This window comes from Herbaspirillum sp. YR522 (genome assembly GCF_000282575.1).
In the GTDB taxonomy this organism is placed as follows: Bacteria; Pseudomonadota; Gammaproteobacteria; order Burkholderiales; family Burkholderiaceae_D; genus Herbaspirillum.
This window is the reverse complement of sequence record NZ_AKJA01000106.1, coordinates 19,701-34,457: the sequence shown is the minus strand read 5'-3', so window position 1 is coordinate 34,457 and position 14,757 is coordinate 19,701. Positions and strand designations below refer to the sequence as shown.

The 14,757-nt window shown below is 65.7% G+C and carries 12 protein-coding genes; 10 read left to right on the top strand and 2 right to left on the bottom strand.

What is annotated here, in order from left to right:
* Window positions 1-501 precede the first annotated feature (501 nt).
* Entirely contained in the window at window positions 502-981 is a 480-nt protein-coding gene (locus tag PMI40_RS14420; protein WP_008116661.1) for a MarR family winged helix-turn-helix transcriptional regulator, read from the bottom strand.
* A 102-nt stretch (window positions 982-1,083) separates the two neighbouring features.
* Between PMI40_RS14420 and PMI40_RS14415 the strand changes: the two genes are divergently transcribed.
* From PMI40_RS14415 to PMI40_RS14405, 3 genes are read left to right on the top strand one after another with little or no spacing between them, the layout of a single operon-like run.
* On the top strand, window positions 1,084-2,295 hold the full coding sequence (locus tag PMI40_RS14415) for an HlyD family secretion protein (protein ID WP_008116660.1): 1,212 nt from the start codon (window positions 1,084-1,086) through the stop codon (window positions 2,293-2,295).
* Window positions 2,292-3,845, top strand: a complete 1,554-nt coding sequence (locus PMI40_RS14410) for an MDR family MFS transporter (protein ID WP_008116659.1) — start codon at window positions 2,292-2,294, stop codon at window positions 3,843-3,845. The genes PMI40_RS14415 and PMI40_RS14410 overlap by 4 nt, the downstream gene beginning before the upstream one ends.
* Before the next feature lie 8 nt (window positions 3,846-3,853).
* The gene (locus PMI40_RS14405) at window positions 3,854-5,296 is read left to right on the top strand and encodes an efflux transporter outer membrane subunit (protein WP_008116657.1); all 1,443 of its coding nucleotides are present in this window, start codon (window positions 3,854-3,856) and stop codon (window positions 5,294-5,296) included.
* Between the two features lie 4 nt (window positions 5,297-5,300).
* Here PMI40_RS14405 and PMI40_RS14400 read toward each other — a convergent pair whose 3' ends face one another.
* Window positions 5,301-6,212 carry a LysR family transcriptional regulator gene (locus PMI40_RS14400; protein ID WP_008116656.1) on the bottom strand — a complete coding sequence of 304 codons (912 nt, stop codon included), beginning with the start codon at window positions 6,210-6,212 and terminating at the stop codon, window positions 5,301-5,303.
* A gap of 311 nt (window positions 6,213-6,523) precedes the next feature.
* Between PMI40_RS14400 and PMI40_RS14395 the strand changes: the two genes are divergently transcribed.
* From PMI40_RS14395 to PMI40_RS14365, 7 genes are all read left to right on the top strand, one after another.
* The gene (locus PMI40_RS14395) at window positions 6,524-8,062 is read left to right on the top strand and encodes an ABC transporter substrate-binding protein (RefSeq protein ID WP_008116654.1); all 1,539 of its coding nucleotides are present in this window, start codon (window positions 6,524-6,526) and stop codon (window positions 8,060-8,062) included.
* 102 nt (window positions 8,063-8,164) lie between these two features.
* Window positions 8,165-9,082, top strand: a complete 918-nt coding sequence (locus PMI40_RS14390) for an ABC transporter permease (protein WP_008116652.1) — start codon at window positions 8,165-8,167, stop codon at window positions 9,080-9,082.
* Window positions 9,083-9,112: 30 nt separating this feature from the next.
* Entirely contained in the window at window positions 9,113-10,030 is a 918-nt protein-coding gene (locus tag PMI40_RS14385) for an ABC transporter permease (protein ID WP_008116650.1), read from the top strand.
* Between the two features lie 12 nt (window positions 10,031-10,042).
* Window positions 10,043-11,053, top strand: a complete 1,011-nt coding sequence (locus PMI40_RS14380) for an ABC transporter ATP-binding protein (protein WP_008116648.1) — start codon at window positions 10,043-10,045, stop codon at window positions 11,051-11,053.
* Window positions 11,050-11,913 carry an ATP-binding cassette domain-containing protein gene (locus PMI40_RS14375; protein ID WP_008116646.1) on the top strand — a complete coding sequence of 288 codons (864 nt, stop codon included), beginning with the start codon at window positions 11,050-11,052 and terminating at the stop codon, window positions 11,911-11,913. The genes PMI40_RS14380 and PMI40_RS14375 overlap by 4 nt, the downstream gene beginning before the upstream one ends.
* Before the next feature lie 38 nt (window positions 11,914-11,951).
* Window positions 11,952-13,361, top strand: coding sequence for a M20 family metallopeptidase (locus PMI40_RS14370; RefSeq protein WP_008116644.1), 1,410 nt, complete (start codon window positions 11,952-11,954; stop codon window positions 13,359-13,361).
* A 21-nt stretch (window positions 13,362-13,382) separates the two neighbouring features.
* Window positions 13,383-14,573 (top strand): M20 aminoacylase family protein, encoded by a 1,191-nt coding sequence (locus tag PMI40_RS14365; RefSeq protein WP_008116642.1) that lies wholly within the window; start codon window positions 13,383-13,385, stop codon window positions 14,571-14,573.
* Window positions 14,574-14,757: the final 184 nt, after the last annotated feature.

The following is a 14,757-nucleotide window of genomic DNA, read 5'->3' as shown; positions in this document are numbered from 1 at the left end:
GTGGTGGTGCCACGGCAAGGAGCTGCAACAACGGCAGGCGACGCCTCTTGCCCGTTCCCACAGGGTTGCCCCCGAGAGGCGCGCTGGACTGCGTTGCCCTGCCTGTCTGATGGCCAGCCATCAGACAGGCAGGACGCCTTGCCAGCCCACCTCTCGGGGGCAACGCATCTCGCAGATGAGCGGCTAACAGCCCCTGGGGGCGCCTTCTTTGCCCCTCTTTCTTGGCGTTCAAGAAAGAGGGTCCGCTGCCGGGCGGACTCCCGGCGAGTCCCTTTGACCGGAGAAAGATAAGCATAAAGCCAGTACATCGGCATGCAGCAAGAGCAGACGACCTAGGAGGGCTCAACACACACTGGCGCCAAGATAATTAAGCCAGTACATCGGCATGCAGCAAGAGCAGACGACCTAGGAGGGCTCAACACACACTGGCGCCAAGATAATTAAGCCAGTAAATCGGCATGCAGCAAGAGCACGACAGGCCCCTGCCCACCGCGGACACCCTCATTTCCTGCCAGCCCCACCGACATCCCCCAACTCCTGCTCCAACTCCCCCAAGCGACCATTGAGCTTGCCCAGCAGCCGCGCCAGTTCCCCGATCTCGTCCTGCTCCAGCGCCTCGAACAACCGGTTGCCAAAGCGCGCGCGCTCCGGTTCCGACGCCTTCAGCACTTCCTGGCCCAATGCTGTCAAAGAAATCTGCTTGACCCGGCGATCGTTGAGGTCGGGTTCACGCAGCACCATGCCATCGCGTTCCAGCGCATCGACCGCCTCGGTGATGGTGCGCGGCGCAAAGCCGAACGCTTCGGCCAGGTCGGTCGAGCGTACTTTTCCACCACGGTCGATGAAGCTCATGATCTTGGTGCGGGCAAAGGACGCGCCTTGCGCTGCCATCAGCTTGTCCAGCGTGCGGTGCGAACGCAGGTAGAAGTCGCGCAGCGCTTCGGCAGCCTGCGAGTAGTTATTTGTAAAGTCGCTGCACATAGTTTTTCGAGATGCCATATCATATGGTACCTCATTAATCCTCGATGATCAGTTGTAATGCTAGCAATACCGGCCCTGCCGGGAATTTTAGGATAAAAAAAGATGACAGACGCCAACCAGAATAATCAAGCCGCCAATGAAGCGCCACAAGCTCCCGCCGACACTACCGAAACCAAGCCCAAGAAGCGCATGAGCCCGCGCGCCCGCTTCGTGCTGCGTGCCATGCTGGTGGTGGCGCTGGTGATCGTGGTGGCGTGGGTGTTGTACTACCAGATGCGCGGCAAGTATCTCGAAAGCACCAATGACGCTTTCGTCCATGCCGACAGCGTAACGGTCTCGTCGAAGGTGTCCGGTTATGTCGAGCAGGTGCTGGTGGCCGACAACCAGGCAGTCGCGGTCGGACAGGCGCTGGTGCGCATCGATGCCCGCGACTACTCGGCCCAGACCGCGCAGTCCAAGGCCCAGATCGACGCCGCCGCGGCCAGCGAAGACGCCGCCCGGGCCCAGCTGGCCGAGCAGAAGGCCGCCATCGACCAGGCCCGTGCCCAATTGGCGCAGGCCGACGAAGACGCCCGCTTCGCCAACGCCGAAGTGGAACGCTACACGCCGCTGGCGGCCAGCGGTGCCGAGACCCGTGAACGCCTGACCGGCCTGCGCAACCAGGCCGCCCAGGCGCGCTCGACGGTGCTGTCGCGACGTGCGGCGCTGGACGCGGCGCAATTGCGCATCAGCTCGCTGCAGGCCCAGGTGCGCCAGGCGCAGGCCCAAGGCGAGACTGCCCGTGCCCAGTTCGACGCCGCCAGCGTCAACTTGAACTCGACCGAGGTCAAGGCCAGCGTCAATGGCCGTATCGGCGACAAGCAGGTGCGGGTGGGGCAGTTCGTCTCGGCCGGCACGCGCATGATGACGGTGGTGCCGAACCAGTTCTACATCACCGCCAACTTCAAGGAAACGCAGATCGGCCTGATGCGTACCGGCCAACCCGCCGTGATCAAGATGGATGCGCTGCCGGGCATGCAATTCCAAGGGCATGTCGAAAGCATCTCGCCCGGTACCGGCGCCCAGTTCTCGCTGCTGCCGCCGCAGAACGCCACCGGCAACTTCACCAAGATCGTCCAGCGGGTGCCGGTGCGCATCGCCGTCGATGCCTCCGCGCAAGACCGCAAGCTGTTCGTGGCCGGCCTGTCGGTGACGGTGGAAGTCAATACCATCGCCGCCAAGGACGAGCTGCGCGAGCAGCGCGAGCGCAATAGCCAAGCCAATGCCAGCGTCGACCAGAAAGCGGCGACGCAGGGCGGCCAGGGGGCGCGTTGAGCACCCCGGCAGCAGTCGCGGCCAACGGCCAGAAGGCCGACGCCGCCGCCTGGCTGGCGGTGGCCGCCGGTACGCTGGGCGCCCTGATGGCCACGCTCGATATCTCCATCGTCAACTCGTCGCTACCGACCATCCAGGGCGAGATCGGCGCCTCCGGCACCGAAGGCACCTGGATCGCTACCGCCTACCTGGTGGCCGAGATCGTCATCATCCCGATGTCGGCCTGGCTGGAACGGCTGCTCGGCCTGCGGGTGCTGCTGCTGGCGGCGGCCAGCCTGTTTACGCTGTTCTCGATCCTGTGCGGCCTGTCGACCACCTTGCCGATGATGATCGTGGGCCGGGTCGGGCAGGGCTTCACCGGCGGCGCCCTGATCCCCACCGCCATGACCATCATCGCCACCCGGCTGCCGCGCGCGCAACAGCCGGTGGGCAATGCGATGTTCGGCGCCACCGCCATCCTGGGTCCGGTGCTGGGTCCGGTGCTGGGGGGCTGGCTGACCGAAAACGTCAGCTGGCACTATGCGTTCTTTCTCAACGTGCCGGTCGGCATCGCGCTGGTCACGTTGCTGCTGGTGGCGATTCCCTACGAGCGTCCCAAGTTCGAGCAATTGGCCCAGGCGGACTGGATGGGCATCCTCGGCCTGGCACTGGGGCTGGGCGGGCTGACGGTGGTGCTGGAGGAGGGCGAGCGCGAACAGTGGTTCTCCTCGCCCGACATCCGCTGGCTGGCGCTGACCTCGGTGATCGGTTTCATCTTCCTGGGACTGGGGCAGGTCCGCGCCCGGCACCCGGTGATCCAGCTGCGACTGCTGCGCGACCGCCAGTTCGGCTCGGTGGTGATGATGGCCATGATCGTGGGCGTGGCGCTGTATGGCACGGCCTATGTGATCCCGCAGTTCCTGTCGGGCATCGCCGGCTACAACTCGCTGCAATCGGGCGTGATCGTGCTGCTCTCGGGGGTGCCGATGATCCTGATGATGCCCTTCGTGCCGATGCTGATGCGGCGCATCGACATTCGCCTGGCGGTGGGCACCGGCTTCTTGATGCTGGCCTTCTCGGCCTTCCTCGAGACCGACCTCAGTCCGCTGTCCTACGGCGGATCGTTCGTCGCCTCGCAATTGCTGCGCGGATTGGGCACGGTGCTGGCGATGATCTTCCTGAACCAGGCCGCGATCCGTTCGGTGCCGCCCTCGCAGGCCGGCGATGCCTCCGGGCTCTACAGCGCCGCGCGCAACCTGGGCGGATCGCTGGCCCTGGCTGGCATCGCCGTGATCCAGGACCAGCGGTTGTGGTTGCACAGCCGGCGGCTGGAAGAAAGCCTGTCGGCCAACTCCGAACTGGTGCAATCGACCATCGCCGCCCAGGGCCGCCTGCTGGGCGGACCGGATACCGCCATTGGCCTGCTCGGCAGCACCATCCAGGCCCAGGCCCTCACCATGACCTATGCCGACCTGTTCTGGCTGCTGGGGGTCATCATCCTCTGCGTCACGCCGCTGGTGCTGTTCCTGCGCCCGCTGCCCAGCAATGCCGAACCGGTCAACGCCCACTGACGACTATCATGCCAAATCAATCCCGACTCATTCTCGTTCCCCTCGTGGTCGCACTGGCGTGCGCCGCGCTGGCCGGCTGCGCGCTCGGCCCCGACTATCAAGGGCCGCCCGCGGTGGCACCCCAGGCCGTCGCGGCCGGCTTCGTGCGTGCCGATGCCGGCAGCAGCACCACCGCCGCGCCGCTGGCCCAATGGTGGACTGCCCTGAACGACCCCACGCTGGACGCGCTGGTGCAGCGCGCACTGGCGGCCAATCCCAACCTGGGCGCGGCCCGTGCGCGCTTGCAGCAGTCGCGTGCCGCGCTCGACCTGGAGCAGGCCAATGCCCGCCCCAGCGGCGGCGCCTCGGCCCTGGCCGCGCATGCGCGGCTGCCGCCGATCAGCCTGGACGGCTCTTCTTCGGGCTCGGCCAGCCGCGTCAACCTGTATAACCTGGGCGTCGACGCCACCTGGGAAATCGATCTGTTCGGGGCGCACCAGCGTTCGATACAGGCCGTCGGTGCCAGCGCCGAGGCGGCCCAGGCGACGCTGGCCGACGCCCAGGTCAGCCTGGCCGCCGAAGTGGCCAATGCCTACATCAACCTGCGCGAGCGGCAGTTGCGGCTGGCGCTGGGTGACGACGCCGTGCAGGCCCAGGAGCGCATGCTGCAATTGACCAGCCAGCGGGTCGAGCGCGGTACCGCGTCCACCCTGGAGCGCCTGCGCATCCAGAACCAGCTGGATGGCACCCGCGCCGACCTGGTGCCCCTGCAGGCCGAAAAGGAAGCCTTCCTGAACCAGCTGGCCACCCTGGTGGGCCAGGCGCCCGGCGCGCTCGATACCGAACTGGCCGGTCCGGCCCCGGTGCCCTTGCCGCCACCCGAGGTGGCGCTGGGCGATCCGGCGTCGCTGTTGCGGCGGCGGCCCGACATCCGGGCCGCCGAGCGCACGCTGGCCGCCGACACCGCCAGGATCGGCCAGGCCGAGGCTGCCAGGTATCCCAGCCTGAAGTTGCTGGGCGTCATCGGCCTGGGCGGCACCCATCCGTCCGACCTGACCCGGCTGGACGACTTCGCGGCCATCGGCGCGCCGATGCTGAGCTGGAATTTTCTCGACTTCGGCCGCAACAGCGCCCGTGTCACCCAGGCCGAGCGGGTGCGCGACGAAGCCGAGATGAAATACCGCCAGGCGGTGCTGGAGGCCCTGCGCGACGCCGAGGATTCATTGTCCCGCTTCCGTCATGGGCGCGTTACGGTGGCCACCCTGGCACGCACCAAGGCTTCGGCCGACCAGGCACTGGTGCTGGCGCGCCAGCGCTATGCGGCAGGCACCGGTACCCTCATCGAGCTGCTCGACACCACGCGCCAGCAGATCAGCGCGCAGCAGAACCTGTTGCAGGGCGAGGCGGCGCTGACGCGCAGTTTCGTGGGCATCCAGAAGGCCCTGGGCCTGGGCTGGTCGGCGCCGTCGTAGTGGCTCACAGGTCCTTGCTCAGCTCGGCCACCAGGTAGTCGAGGAAAATCTCCACGCTGCGGGGCAGGGTGCGGCCCGCCAGGGTCTGCACCTCGATATAGCGGCCATCGTGCGGGCAGTCGCGAATCGGCCTTATCACCAGTTCGCCGCTGGCGATGCGGTAGCGTACGGTGACTTCGCCGGTGATCGACAGGGCGTCGTTGTCGAGCAGGTAGTTGTGCAGGGTCTGGATGTAATTGCTGGTGACCACCGGCTCGACCACCATCTGCTGTCGACTGCAGGCGATATCGAACAACTGCCGCAGCGTCGTGGTCGGGTCCGGCAGCGCCATCGGATAGGGGCGGATCTGCGACAGCGACACCTGCCTGAAGCGCGCCAACGGATGGTCCGGACGCATCACCAGCGAGATCGGGCCGGGCTGGCGATGCACCACCTTGATCTCGGCTTCGGGCAGGCGGGTGAAGGTCAGTCCGATGTCGGCGTTGCCTTCGCGCACCTGGCGCGATACCGCCGCCGGCGCCCCCACGAACACCTGGAACACGAAGCCCGGGTACTTCTCCTGGAAACCGTGGATCAGCCGCGGCAGGAAGTCGATGGCGAAACCTTCCGAGGCCGACAAGCGCACCCGCCCACTACGCAATCCCTTCAATGCCTGCAGGTCGGCCACCACGCGGTCGGCCTCCAGCGCCATCTTGCGCGCATGCGCGGCCAGCATCTCGCCACCGGCCGACAGCACCATGCCGCGCGGACGCCGTTCGAACAAGACCGTGTCGAGGGCCTGCTCGAGGCTGCTGATCTGGCGACTGATGGCTGAGCTGGCTACGTTGAGGCGTTGCGATGCTTCACTGATGGAGCCGCAGCGTACCACCTCCAGGAAGTAGCGCAGCGCCGTGTCTTGCAGTTGTTGCGATTTCATCATAGACCTCGATCCGGCGAAACTGAAAAAAGATTAGGCCGCTTTAATTGGTGCGTTCTTCACGGCTTTGGTGCATCCGGCGCGCGTCGGATGCAGCCCAATTGCTGCAATCGCGCATGCAGGTGCCGTCGACCCATGACGGGCCGATGGCGTCGATCAATTCATTGTGGTGCACAAGGGCAGGCATCTCGTTTCAGCAAGGCAGGCATAGAAATTTGCTAATTGTGGCATCGCTAAAAGGTGACCTAGTATGGCCTCGACGTCGCTGTTTTTTCAAACATTTCCTTACACGAACCAGAAAAGGGGTTGGAATGAGCGCAATGAAGAAGTCGGTACTGGCATGCTCGCGCGTTGCCTTGTTGGTGGCCGGTGCGATGGCATCGTGGTCGGCGATGGCCAACAAGGCCAATGACACCCTGGTCTATGCGTCCGACAGCGAGGTCGAGAACATCAGCCAATACCACAACAACCTGCGCGAAGGCGTGATCCTGGCCCACCTGATCTGGGATACCCTGGTCTATCGCGACCCCAAGACCAACGAATACAAGCCGCAACTGGCCACCGGCTGGAAGTGGGAGTCGCCCACCGCGCTGGTGCTCGACCTGCGCCAGGGCGTGAGCTTCCAGAACGGCGACAAGTTCAGTGCCGACGATGTGGTGTTTACATTCAACTACGTGGTAGCGCCCGACTCCAAGGCGGTCACCCGGCAGAACACCGACTGGATCAACAGTGTCGACAAGCTGGGCGACTACAAGGTGCGCATCAACATGAAGGCGCCTTTCCCGGCCGCGCTCGAATACCTGGCCGGCCCGTTGCCGATCTATCCCGGCGCCTATTTCAAGAAGGTCGGGCTGGATGCCTTTGCCAAGGCGCCGGTCGGCACCGGCCCCTACAAGGTCACCAGCGTCACGCCGGGGCAGGGCGTGACGCTGGTCAAGAACACCGCCTACTTCAAGGACAGCCCGCAAGGCCAGCCCAGCATCGGCAACATCAGGTTCATGGTGATCCCCGATCCGGAAACCCGCGCGGCGCAACTGATGACCGGTGCCGTGGACTGGATCTGGCGGGTACCGCCCGACCAGGCCGATTCGCTCAAGGGCAATCCCAAGCTGGCGGTGCAGAGCGGTGAAACCATGCGGGTCGGTTTCGTCACGCTCGACGCCACCGGTTCGTCCTCGGCCAATTCGCCTTTCAAGGACCTGCGGGTGCGCCAGGCGGTCAACTATGCGATCAATCGCAAGGGCATCGCAGATAACCTGATGCGCGGCGGCAGCCAGCCAGTCTATACCGCCTGTTTCCGCACCCAGTTCGGCTGCGACACCAATGCCGCCATCAAGTACGACCATGGCGTGGCCAAGGCCAAGGAACTGCTGGCCGCCGCCGGCTACGCCAACGGTTTCGATACCGACATCTACGCCTACCGCGAGCGCGAAGTGGCCGAAGCGATCATCGGCGACCTGCACAAGGTCGGCATCCGCGCGCGCCTGCATTACCTGAAGTTCGCCGCCCTGCAGAACGAGTACCGCAGCGGCAAGACGCCGATGACCTTCCAGGCCTGGGGCTCGTTCTCGATGAACGACACCTCGGCCTTCGCCGGCGTGTTCTTCAAGGGCAGCGCCGACGACATCACCAAGGACCCGCAACTGCAGCAGCTGGTGCAGGCGGGCGACACCTCGACCGATCCGGCGGTGCGCAAGAGCAGCTACAGCAAGGCACTGGAATTGATCTCCAGGCAGGCCTACATGGCGCCGCTGTTTTCGTACTCGACCTATTACGCCTTCAATGCGCAGTTGAAGTTCCAGGGCTACCCGGACGAACTTCCCCGTTTCTACGAAGCGTCCTGGAAATAGAACCTGTCCACACTCCCCCGCCGGGAAGTGTGGACAGCTTGCCAGTTCGCCGTTGGCTTTTTTCGTAGCCGAAAGACAATCGTATTGCCGAAGGGATCGCCCATGTTGATCTACATACTGCGCCGACTGCTTATCGCCCTGTGCGTGGCGCTGACGGTGTCCGTGGTCAGTTTTTCGCTGCTGCACATGTCGGGCGACCTGGCCACCGCCATCGCCGGGCCCGAGGCCAGTGCCGCCCAGGTCGAGACGATCCGGGTCCAGTTCGGGCTGGACCGGCCGATGACGGTGCAGTACATCGATTGGCTCAGCCGCGCGGTGCAACTGGATTTCGGCAAGTCCTTCTACTTCCAGGGACCGGTGATGGAGATGATCGCCGAGCGCTTGCCGATCACCTTCAAGCTGGGCGGCAGCGCCTTGCTGCTGGCCATCCTGGTGGCCATCCCCCTGGGGGTGCTGGCGGCGCTCTACCGCGATACCTGGCTCGACCGCATCGCACTGATGATCGCCGTGGTCGGTCAGGCCATGCCCAGCTTCTGGTTTGGCCTGACGCTGATCCTGGTGTTCGCGGTCACGTTGCACTGGCTGCCGGTGGCCGGTAACGAGAGCTGGCAACATTTCGTGCTGCCGGCCGTGGCGCTGGGCTACTACGCGATGCCCGCCATGATGCGGCTGACCCGCTCGGGCATGCTGGAGGTGCTGGGGTCGGACTACATCCGCACCGCGCGCGCCAAGGGACTGTCGCGTTCGCGGGTGGTGTTCAAGCACGCGCTGCGCAATGCGGTCATCCCGGTAGTGGCGCTGGCGGCGGTGGAGCTGGGCTTCATGCTGGGCGGTTCGGTGGTGATCGAATCGGTCTATTCGATGCAGGGGCTGGGGCAACTGGCCTGGGACGCCATCTCGCGCAACGATTACCCGGTCGTGCAGGCGGTGGTGCTGCTGATCGCCATGTTCTATATCGGCTTGACCTTCGTGGCCGATGTCATCAATGCGCTGCTCGATCCGCGCATCCGTACCCGCTAACCGCGTACCGTCCCGTCCACAGGAGCCGTCATGACCACCACTTCTTCCAGCTTGCCGGCCGCGAGCCTGTTGCAGGGCGCACTCAAGCCGACCCCGCCATGGCGCCGCCAGCTCAACCGGGTCCTGGGCCATCGCGGCCTGGTGCTGGGCGCGGTGGTGCTGGCATTGATGGTGCTGGCGGCGGCGATGGCACCCTGGCTGGCGCCGCACGACCCGTTCGACCAGAACGTCTCGGCGCGCCTGATCCCGCCGGTCTGGCATGCGTCGGGCAGTTGGGAACATGTGCTCGGTACCGACAAGCTGGGCCGCGACTACCTGTCGCGGCTGATCTACGGCGCCCGGGTGTCACTGATGATCGGTGCCGCCGCGGCGCTCATCTCGGGTCTCATCGGCACTACCCTCGGGGTGCTGGCTGGCTACTTCGGCGGTCGGGTCGATGCCGTCATCAGCTACCTCATCACCACTCGCCTGGCCATGCCGGTGGTGCTGGTGGCGCTGGCCATGGCCTCGCTGGTGGGCGGCTCGCTGAAGGTGGTGATCGTCCTGCTGGGCCTGCTGCTGTGGGACCGCTTTGCGGTGGTCACCCGCTCGGCCACGCAGCAGATTCGGGATGCCGAATTCATTGCCGCGGCCAAGGCCATCGGCGCCTCCACGCCCTATATCCTGCTGCGCGAGATCGTGCCCAACATCATGGGCGCGCTGATCGTGGTGGCCACGCTGGAAATGGCCCACGCGATCCTGCTCGAAGCGACGCTGTCGTTCCTCGGATTGGGCGTGCAGCCGCCGACGCCGTCCTGGGGCTTGATGGTGTCGGAGGGCAAGTCCTACATGTTCTTCAAGCCCTGGGTGATCGTGATCCCCGGCCTGGCGCTGGCGATGCTGGTGCTGGCGATCAACCTGGTGGGCGATGGCATCCGCGATGTCAACGCGCCCGACGGCCGCAACTGACCGGAGAGAACCATGAGTGTATTGCTCGATGTGAAGAACCTGCGGGTCGACCTGCCCACCGGGAACGGCATGCTGCATGCGGTGCGCGGGATCGATTTCCAGGTGCGGCGTGGCGAGATGCTGTGCCTGGTGGGCGAATCGGGCTGCGGCAAGTCGATGACCTCGCTGGCCTTGATGGGCCTGTTGCCGCGTCGCGCCCAGTGCAGCGCCGACCATGTCAGTTTCGACGGTGTCGACCTGATGGGCTTGCACGAACGGCAGTTGATGCAATTGCGCGGCAAGCGCATGGCGATGATCTTCCAGGAGCCGATGACCTCGCTCAACCCGGCCTATACGCTGGGCAACCAATTGTGCGAGGCCTTGCTGCAGCAGTCCGGGGTGAGCCGGGCCGAAGCGCGCGAGCGCGCGCTCTATTTGTTGCATCGCACCGGTATCGCCAACGCCGAAGACCGCCTGCGGCAGTATCCGCACCAACTCTCCGGCGGGCTGCGCCAGCGCGTGATGATTGCCATGTCGCTCATGTGCAGCCCCGACCTGATCATCGCCGACGAACCCACCACCGCGCTGGACGTGACCATCCAGGCGCAGATCCTGCGCATGATCCGCGACTTGCAGCGCGAATTCGGCACCGCCGTCATCTTCATCACCCACGACCTGGGCGTGGTCTCGCGCATTGCCGACCGGGTGGCCGTGATGTACGCCGGCCAGGTGGTCGAGACCGCGGAGGTGGCGCAGCTGTTCCGGCAGCCGCGCCATCCCTACACCCGCGGCTTGCTCAATTGCATCCCGGTACGCGGCAAGACGCCGCCGGGCAGCCGCCTGCAGGCCATTGCGGGGGTCGTGCCGAGCCTGGTGGGCACGGTGACCGGCTGCACCTTCCGCAATCGCTGCGCGCTGGCCGATGCCGGTTGCGAGATCGAGCCGCCGATGGCCGTGCGGGGCGACCCGACGCACCCGCACCTGGCGCGCTGCCACAAGCTCGACGCCGTCGGGCAAACCGAATCGATGGAGGTGCTGGCATGAACCTGGGCGACATGGGCAGCATGCTGGCGGCCGGGCCGGCACCCAAGGGCGATATCGCGCTGGAGCTGTGCGCGCTGTCGAAGGTCTATGACATCAAGCGCGGCATGTTCAAGCCGCCCGGCCAGGTCCGTGCCGTCGACGACGTCTCGCTGCGCCTGTACCGTGGCGAGACGCTGGGCCTGGTGGGCGAATCCGGCTGCGGCAAGAGTACGCTGGCCAAGATGCTGCTGGGATTGCTGGAGCCCAGCGCGGGCAATGTGCTGATCAATGGCCAGGAGGTCGATCCCACCCGGCGGCGCGACAATGCGCGTCGACTCCAGCCCATCTTCCAGGACCCGTACTCGTCGCTCAACCCGCGCAAGACGGTGGCCCAGATCGTCGGCCTGCCGCTCAAGCTGCATCGCATCGGCGACGCTGCCAGCCAGCAACGCCAGGTGCGCGCGATGCTCGACCTGGTGGGCATGCCCGAGCGCACCCATGGCCAGTATCCGAACCAGCTCTCTGGCGGCCAGCGGCAGCGGGTGGCGATCGCCCGCGCCCTGGTCCTGCGCCCCGACATCCTGGTCTGCGACGAGCCTACCTCGGCACTGGACGTATCGGTGCAGGCGCAGATACTGAACCTGCTGCTGGACCTGAAGGCCGAGTTCGGCCTGACCTACCTGTTCATCAGCCACAACCTGGGGGTGGTCGAGCACCTGGTGGACCGGGTGGCGGTGATGCACCGCGGCAGCATCGTCGAGCTGCACACGCGCGAGCAGATCTTCAACCACCCCCAGCACCCCTATACCCGCATGCTGCTGGCGTCGGCGCTGACCCCGGACCCCGGGCGCGGCATTCCCGAGCTGCTGGTGGCGCAATAGCGCATCGAACCGAAACCGACCCGAAAAGGAGCAGCAACATGAGCAGAGCACAAGCCATCGCCCAGGTAGAGGCATATTTCGACGATGGCCGTTTCATGGATACCCTCAGGCGCCGGGTGGCGATCCGCTCCGAAAGCCAGGAGCCCGACAGCCGTCCGCACCTGTACGCCTACCTGCAGCAGGAGATCGTGCCCTATCTGCAAGGCCTGGGCTTCACCAGCGAGGTGATTGACAATCCGCTGCCTGGCGGCACCCCTTTCCTGATCGCCGAACGGCTGGAGCCGCAGGCCGCCTTCACGGTGCTGACCTATGGCCACGGCGATGTGGTGCGCGGCTATGACAAGCAGTGGCGCCAGGGCCTGTTTCCATGGGAGATCGTGGTCGAGGGCGACCGCTGGTACGGGCGCGGCATTGCCGACAACAAGGCCCAGCACACCATCAATCTCGCCGCGCTGGAAGAAGTCATGCAGGTGCGCGGCGGGCAATTGGGCTACAACGTCAAGCTGATCCTTGAAATGGGCGAAGAGACCGGTTCGCCCGGTTTGAACGATGTTTGCCGCCAGTATGCCCAACGGCTCGAGGCGGACGTCTTCATCGCCTCCGACGGTCCGCGCGTGAATGCGCCCACGCCCACCATGTTCCTGGGTTCGCGTGGCGGCTGCAATTTCGACCTCAAGGTCAATTCACGGGATGGCGGGCATCACTCCGGCAACTGGGGTGGCCTGTTGCGCAACCCGGGCGTGCGCCTGGCCAACGCGATCGCCTGCCTGGTCGACGGCCGTGGGCGCATTCGCGTGCCCAGCCTGTTGCCGGATGCCTTGCCGCAAAGCGTGCGTGATGCGCTGGCAGGGGTGACCGTGGGCGGCGGCGCGACCGATCCCGAAGTCGATCCCGAGTGGGGCGAGCCGGGGCTCACGCCGGCCGAACGGGTATTCGGCTGGAATACGCTGGAAGTGCTGGCCTTCAAGACCGGCAACCCGGAGGCGCCGGTCAACGCGATCCCCGGCCACGCCAGCGCCCACTGCCAGATCCGCTTCGTGGTGGGCAGCGACGATGGCAACTTCATCGCCAACATCCGCGCCCATCTCGACGCCCATGGCTATGACGATGTCGAGGTGACGCTGTCGGGCGTGCAGTTCTCGGCCACCCGGCTCGACCCGGATGACGAATGGGTGCGCTGGGGCCTGGCATCGATGCAGCGCACCAGCGGCAAGAAACCCACGCTGCTGCCCAACCTGGGCGGGTCGCTGCCCAACGACGTGTTTTCCGAGACGCTGGGCCTGCCCACGCTGTGGGTGCCACACTCCTATCCGGCCTGCTCCCAGCACGCGCCCAATGAGCATATACTGGCCAGCGTCTCGCGCGAGTCGCTGCAGCTGATGGCCGGGTTGTTCTGGGACCTGGCAGAGCAGGGCAGCGCCGTGCTGGCGCGTCGCGCGACTGCCTGAATCGAACCCGAGGTCACTAACATGAGCAACGCCAAGCTGTGCCAGGTCGCCGACCTGGCCGACATCAAGGACGAGATCGTCGAGATCCGCCGCCACATCCACCAGCACCCAGAGCTGTCGTTCGAAGAGGTCGATACCGCCGCGCTGGTGGCGGCACGCCTGGAGCAATGGGGTTTTGCCGTGACCCGCCACCTGGGCGGCAATGGCCTGGTGGGTACCCTGCGGGTCGGTAGCGGCACGCGCAGCATCGGCCTGCGGGCCGACATGGACGCCTTGCCCATCCTCGAGGAAACCGGCTTGCCGTATGCCAGCAGCAAGCCCGGAGCGATGCACGCCTGCGGTCATGACGGGCACACCGCCATGCTGCTGGGCGCGGCGCGCCAGCTGGCGCGTACACGCAACTTCGATGGCACCCTGAACCTGATCTTCCAGCCGGCCGAGGAAGCCGGCTTCAACAGCGGCGCCCAGAGGATGCTCGAGGATGGCTTGTTCGAGCGCTTCCCCTGCGACGCCGTGTTCGGCATCCACAATCACCCGGGCGTGGCCAGTGGCACCTTCATGTTCCGCAGCGGCCCGTTCATGGCCGCCTGCGACACCGTCAAGATCCGCATCGTCGGCCGCGGCAGCCATGCCGCCCGCCCGCACCTGTCGGTCGATCCGGTGGTCGCCGCGGCCAGCCTGGTGATGGCCTTGCAGACGGTGGTGTCGCGCAATATCGACCCGATGGAGACGGCGGTGGTCACGGTCGGTGCGCTGCATGCCGGCAGCGCCTCCAACGTCATTGCCGAATACGCCACGCTCGACATCAGCGTGCGTTCATTCAAGCAAGAGGTGCGCGCGCTGCTCGAACAACGCATCCGTGCGCTGGTCGCCGCGCACGTCGACGGTTATGGGGCGCGGGCCGAGATCGACTACCTGCGTGGCTATCCGGTGCTGGTCAATTCCGAGGCCGAGACCGAATTCGCCCGCAGCGTGGCCGAAGAGCTGGTAGGGGCCGAGCAGGTGATCGCCCCGTTCGGACCGATCGCCGGCAGCGAGGACTTTGCGTATTTCCTGCAGCAGCGACCGGGTTGCTTCCTGCGGGTGGGCAATGGCGCCGGGCAGCCGATGCTGCACAATGCCCATTACGATTTCAATGACGACAACATCCCGGTCGGCGCTGCCTACTGGACGCGCCTGGTGGAACGTTACCTGCCGGCCAAGCCGGGCTGACGGTTTATGCCCTGGCGGCATAAGCGCATGACTTATGGTTCGTTGGCCGCCAGGCGTCGGTTGGTTATAGTCAATCGTCTCGTTGGTATTTGTGGACATGGACCTTGAGTTGCGACCCGCCCGGCATTGCCTGGCGGGTTTTTCTTTTGCGGCGGCAGGCTGGCGCTGCGTGTTGCTGCGTGTT

Coding starts and splice junctions, on each gene's coding strand:
- PMI40_RS14420 (WP_008116661.1), bottom strand. CDS start 981: ATGTGCAGCGACTTTACAAATAACTACTCGCAGGCTGCCGAAGCGCTG.
- PMI40_RS14415 (WP_008116660.1), top strand. CDS start 1,084: ATGACAGACGCCAACCAGAATAATCAAGCCGCCAATGAAGCGCCACAA.
- PMI40_RS14405 (WP_008116657.1), top strand. CDS start 3,854: ATGCCAAATCAATCCCGACTCATTCTCGTTCCCCTCGTGGTCGCACTG.
- PMI40_RS14400 (WP_008116656.1), bottom strand. CDS start 6,212: ATGAAATCGCAACAACTGCAAGACACGGCGCTGCGCTACTTCCTGGAG.
- PMI40_RS14395 (WP_008116654.1), top strand. CDS start 6,524: ATGAGCGCAATGAAGAAGTCGGTACTGGCATGCTCGCGCGTTGCCTTG.
- PMI40_RS14390 (WP_008116652.1), top strand. CDS start 8,165: ATGTTGATCTACATACTGCGCCGACTGCTTATCGCCCTGTGCGTGGCG.
- PMI40_RS14385 (WP_008116650.1), top strand. CDS start 9,113: ATGACCACCACTTCTTCCAGCTTGCCGGCCGCGAGCCTGTTGCAGGGC.
- PMI40_RS14380 (WP_008116648.1), top strand. CDS start 10,043: ATGAGTGTATTGCTCGATGTGAAGAACCTGCGGGTCGACCTGCCCACC.
- PMI40_RS14375 (WP_008116646.1), top strand. CDS start 11,050: ATGAACCTGGGCGACATGGGCAGCATGCTGGCGGCCGGGCCGGCACCC.
- PMI40_RS14370 (WP_008116644.1), top strand. CDS start 11,952: ATGAGCAGAGCACAAGCCATCGCCCAGGTAGAGGCATATTTCGACGAT.
- PMI40_RS14365 (WP_008116642.1), top strand. CDS start 13,383: ATGAGCAACGCCAAGCTGTGCCAGGTCGCCGACCTGGCCGACATCAAG.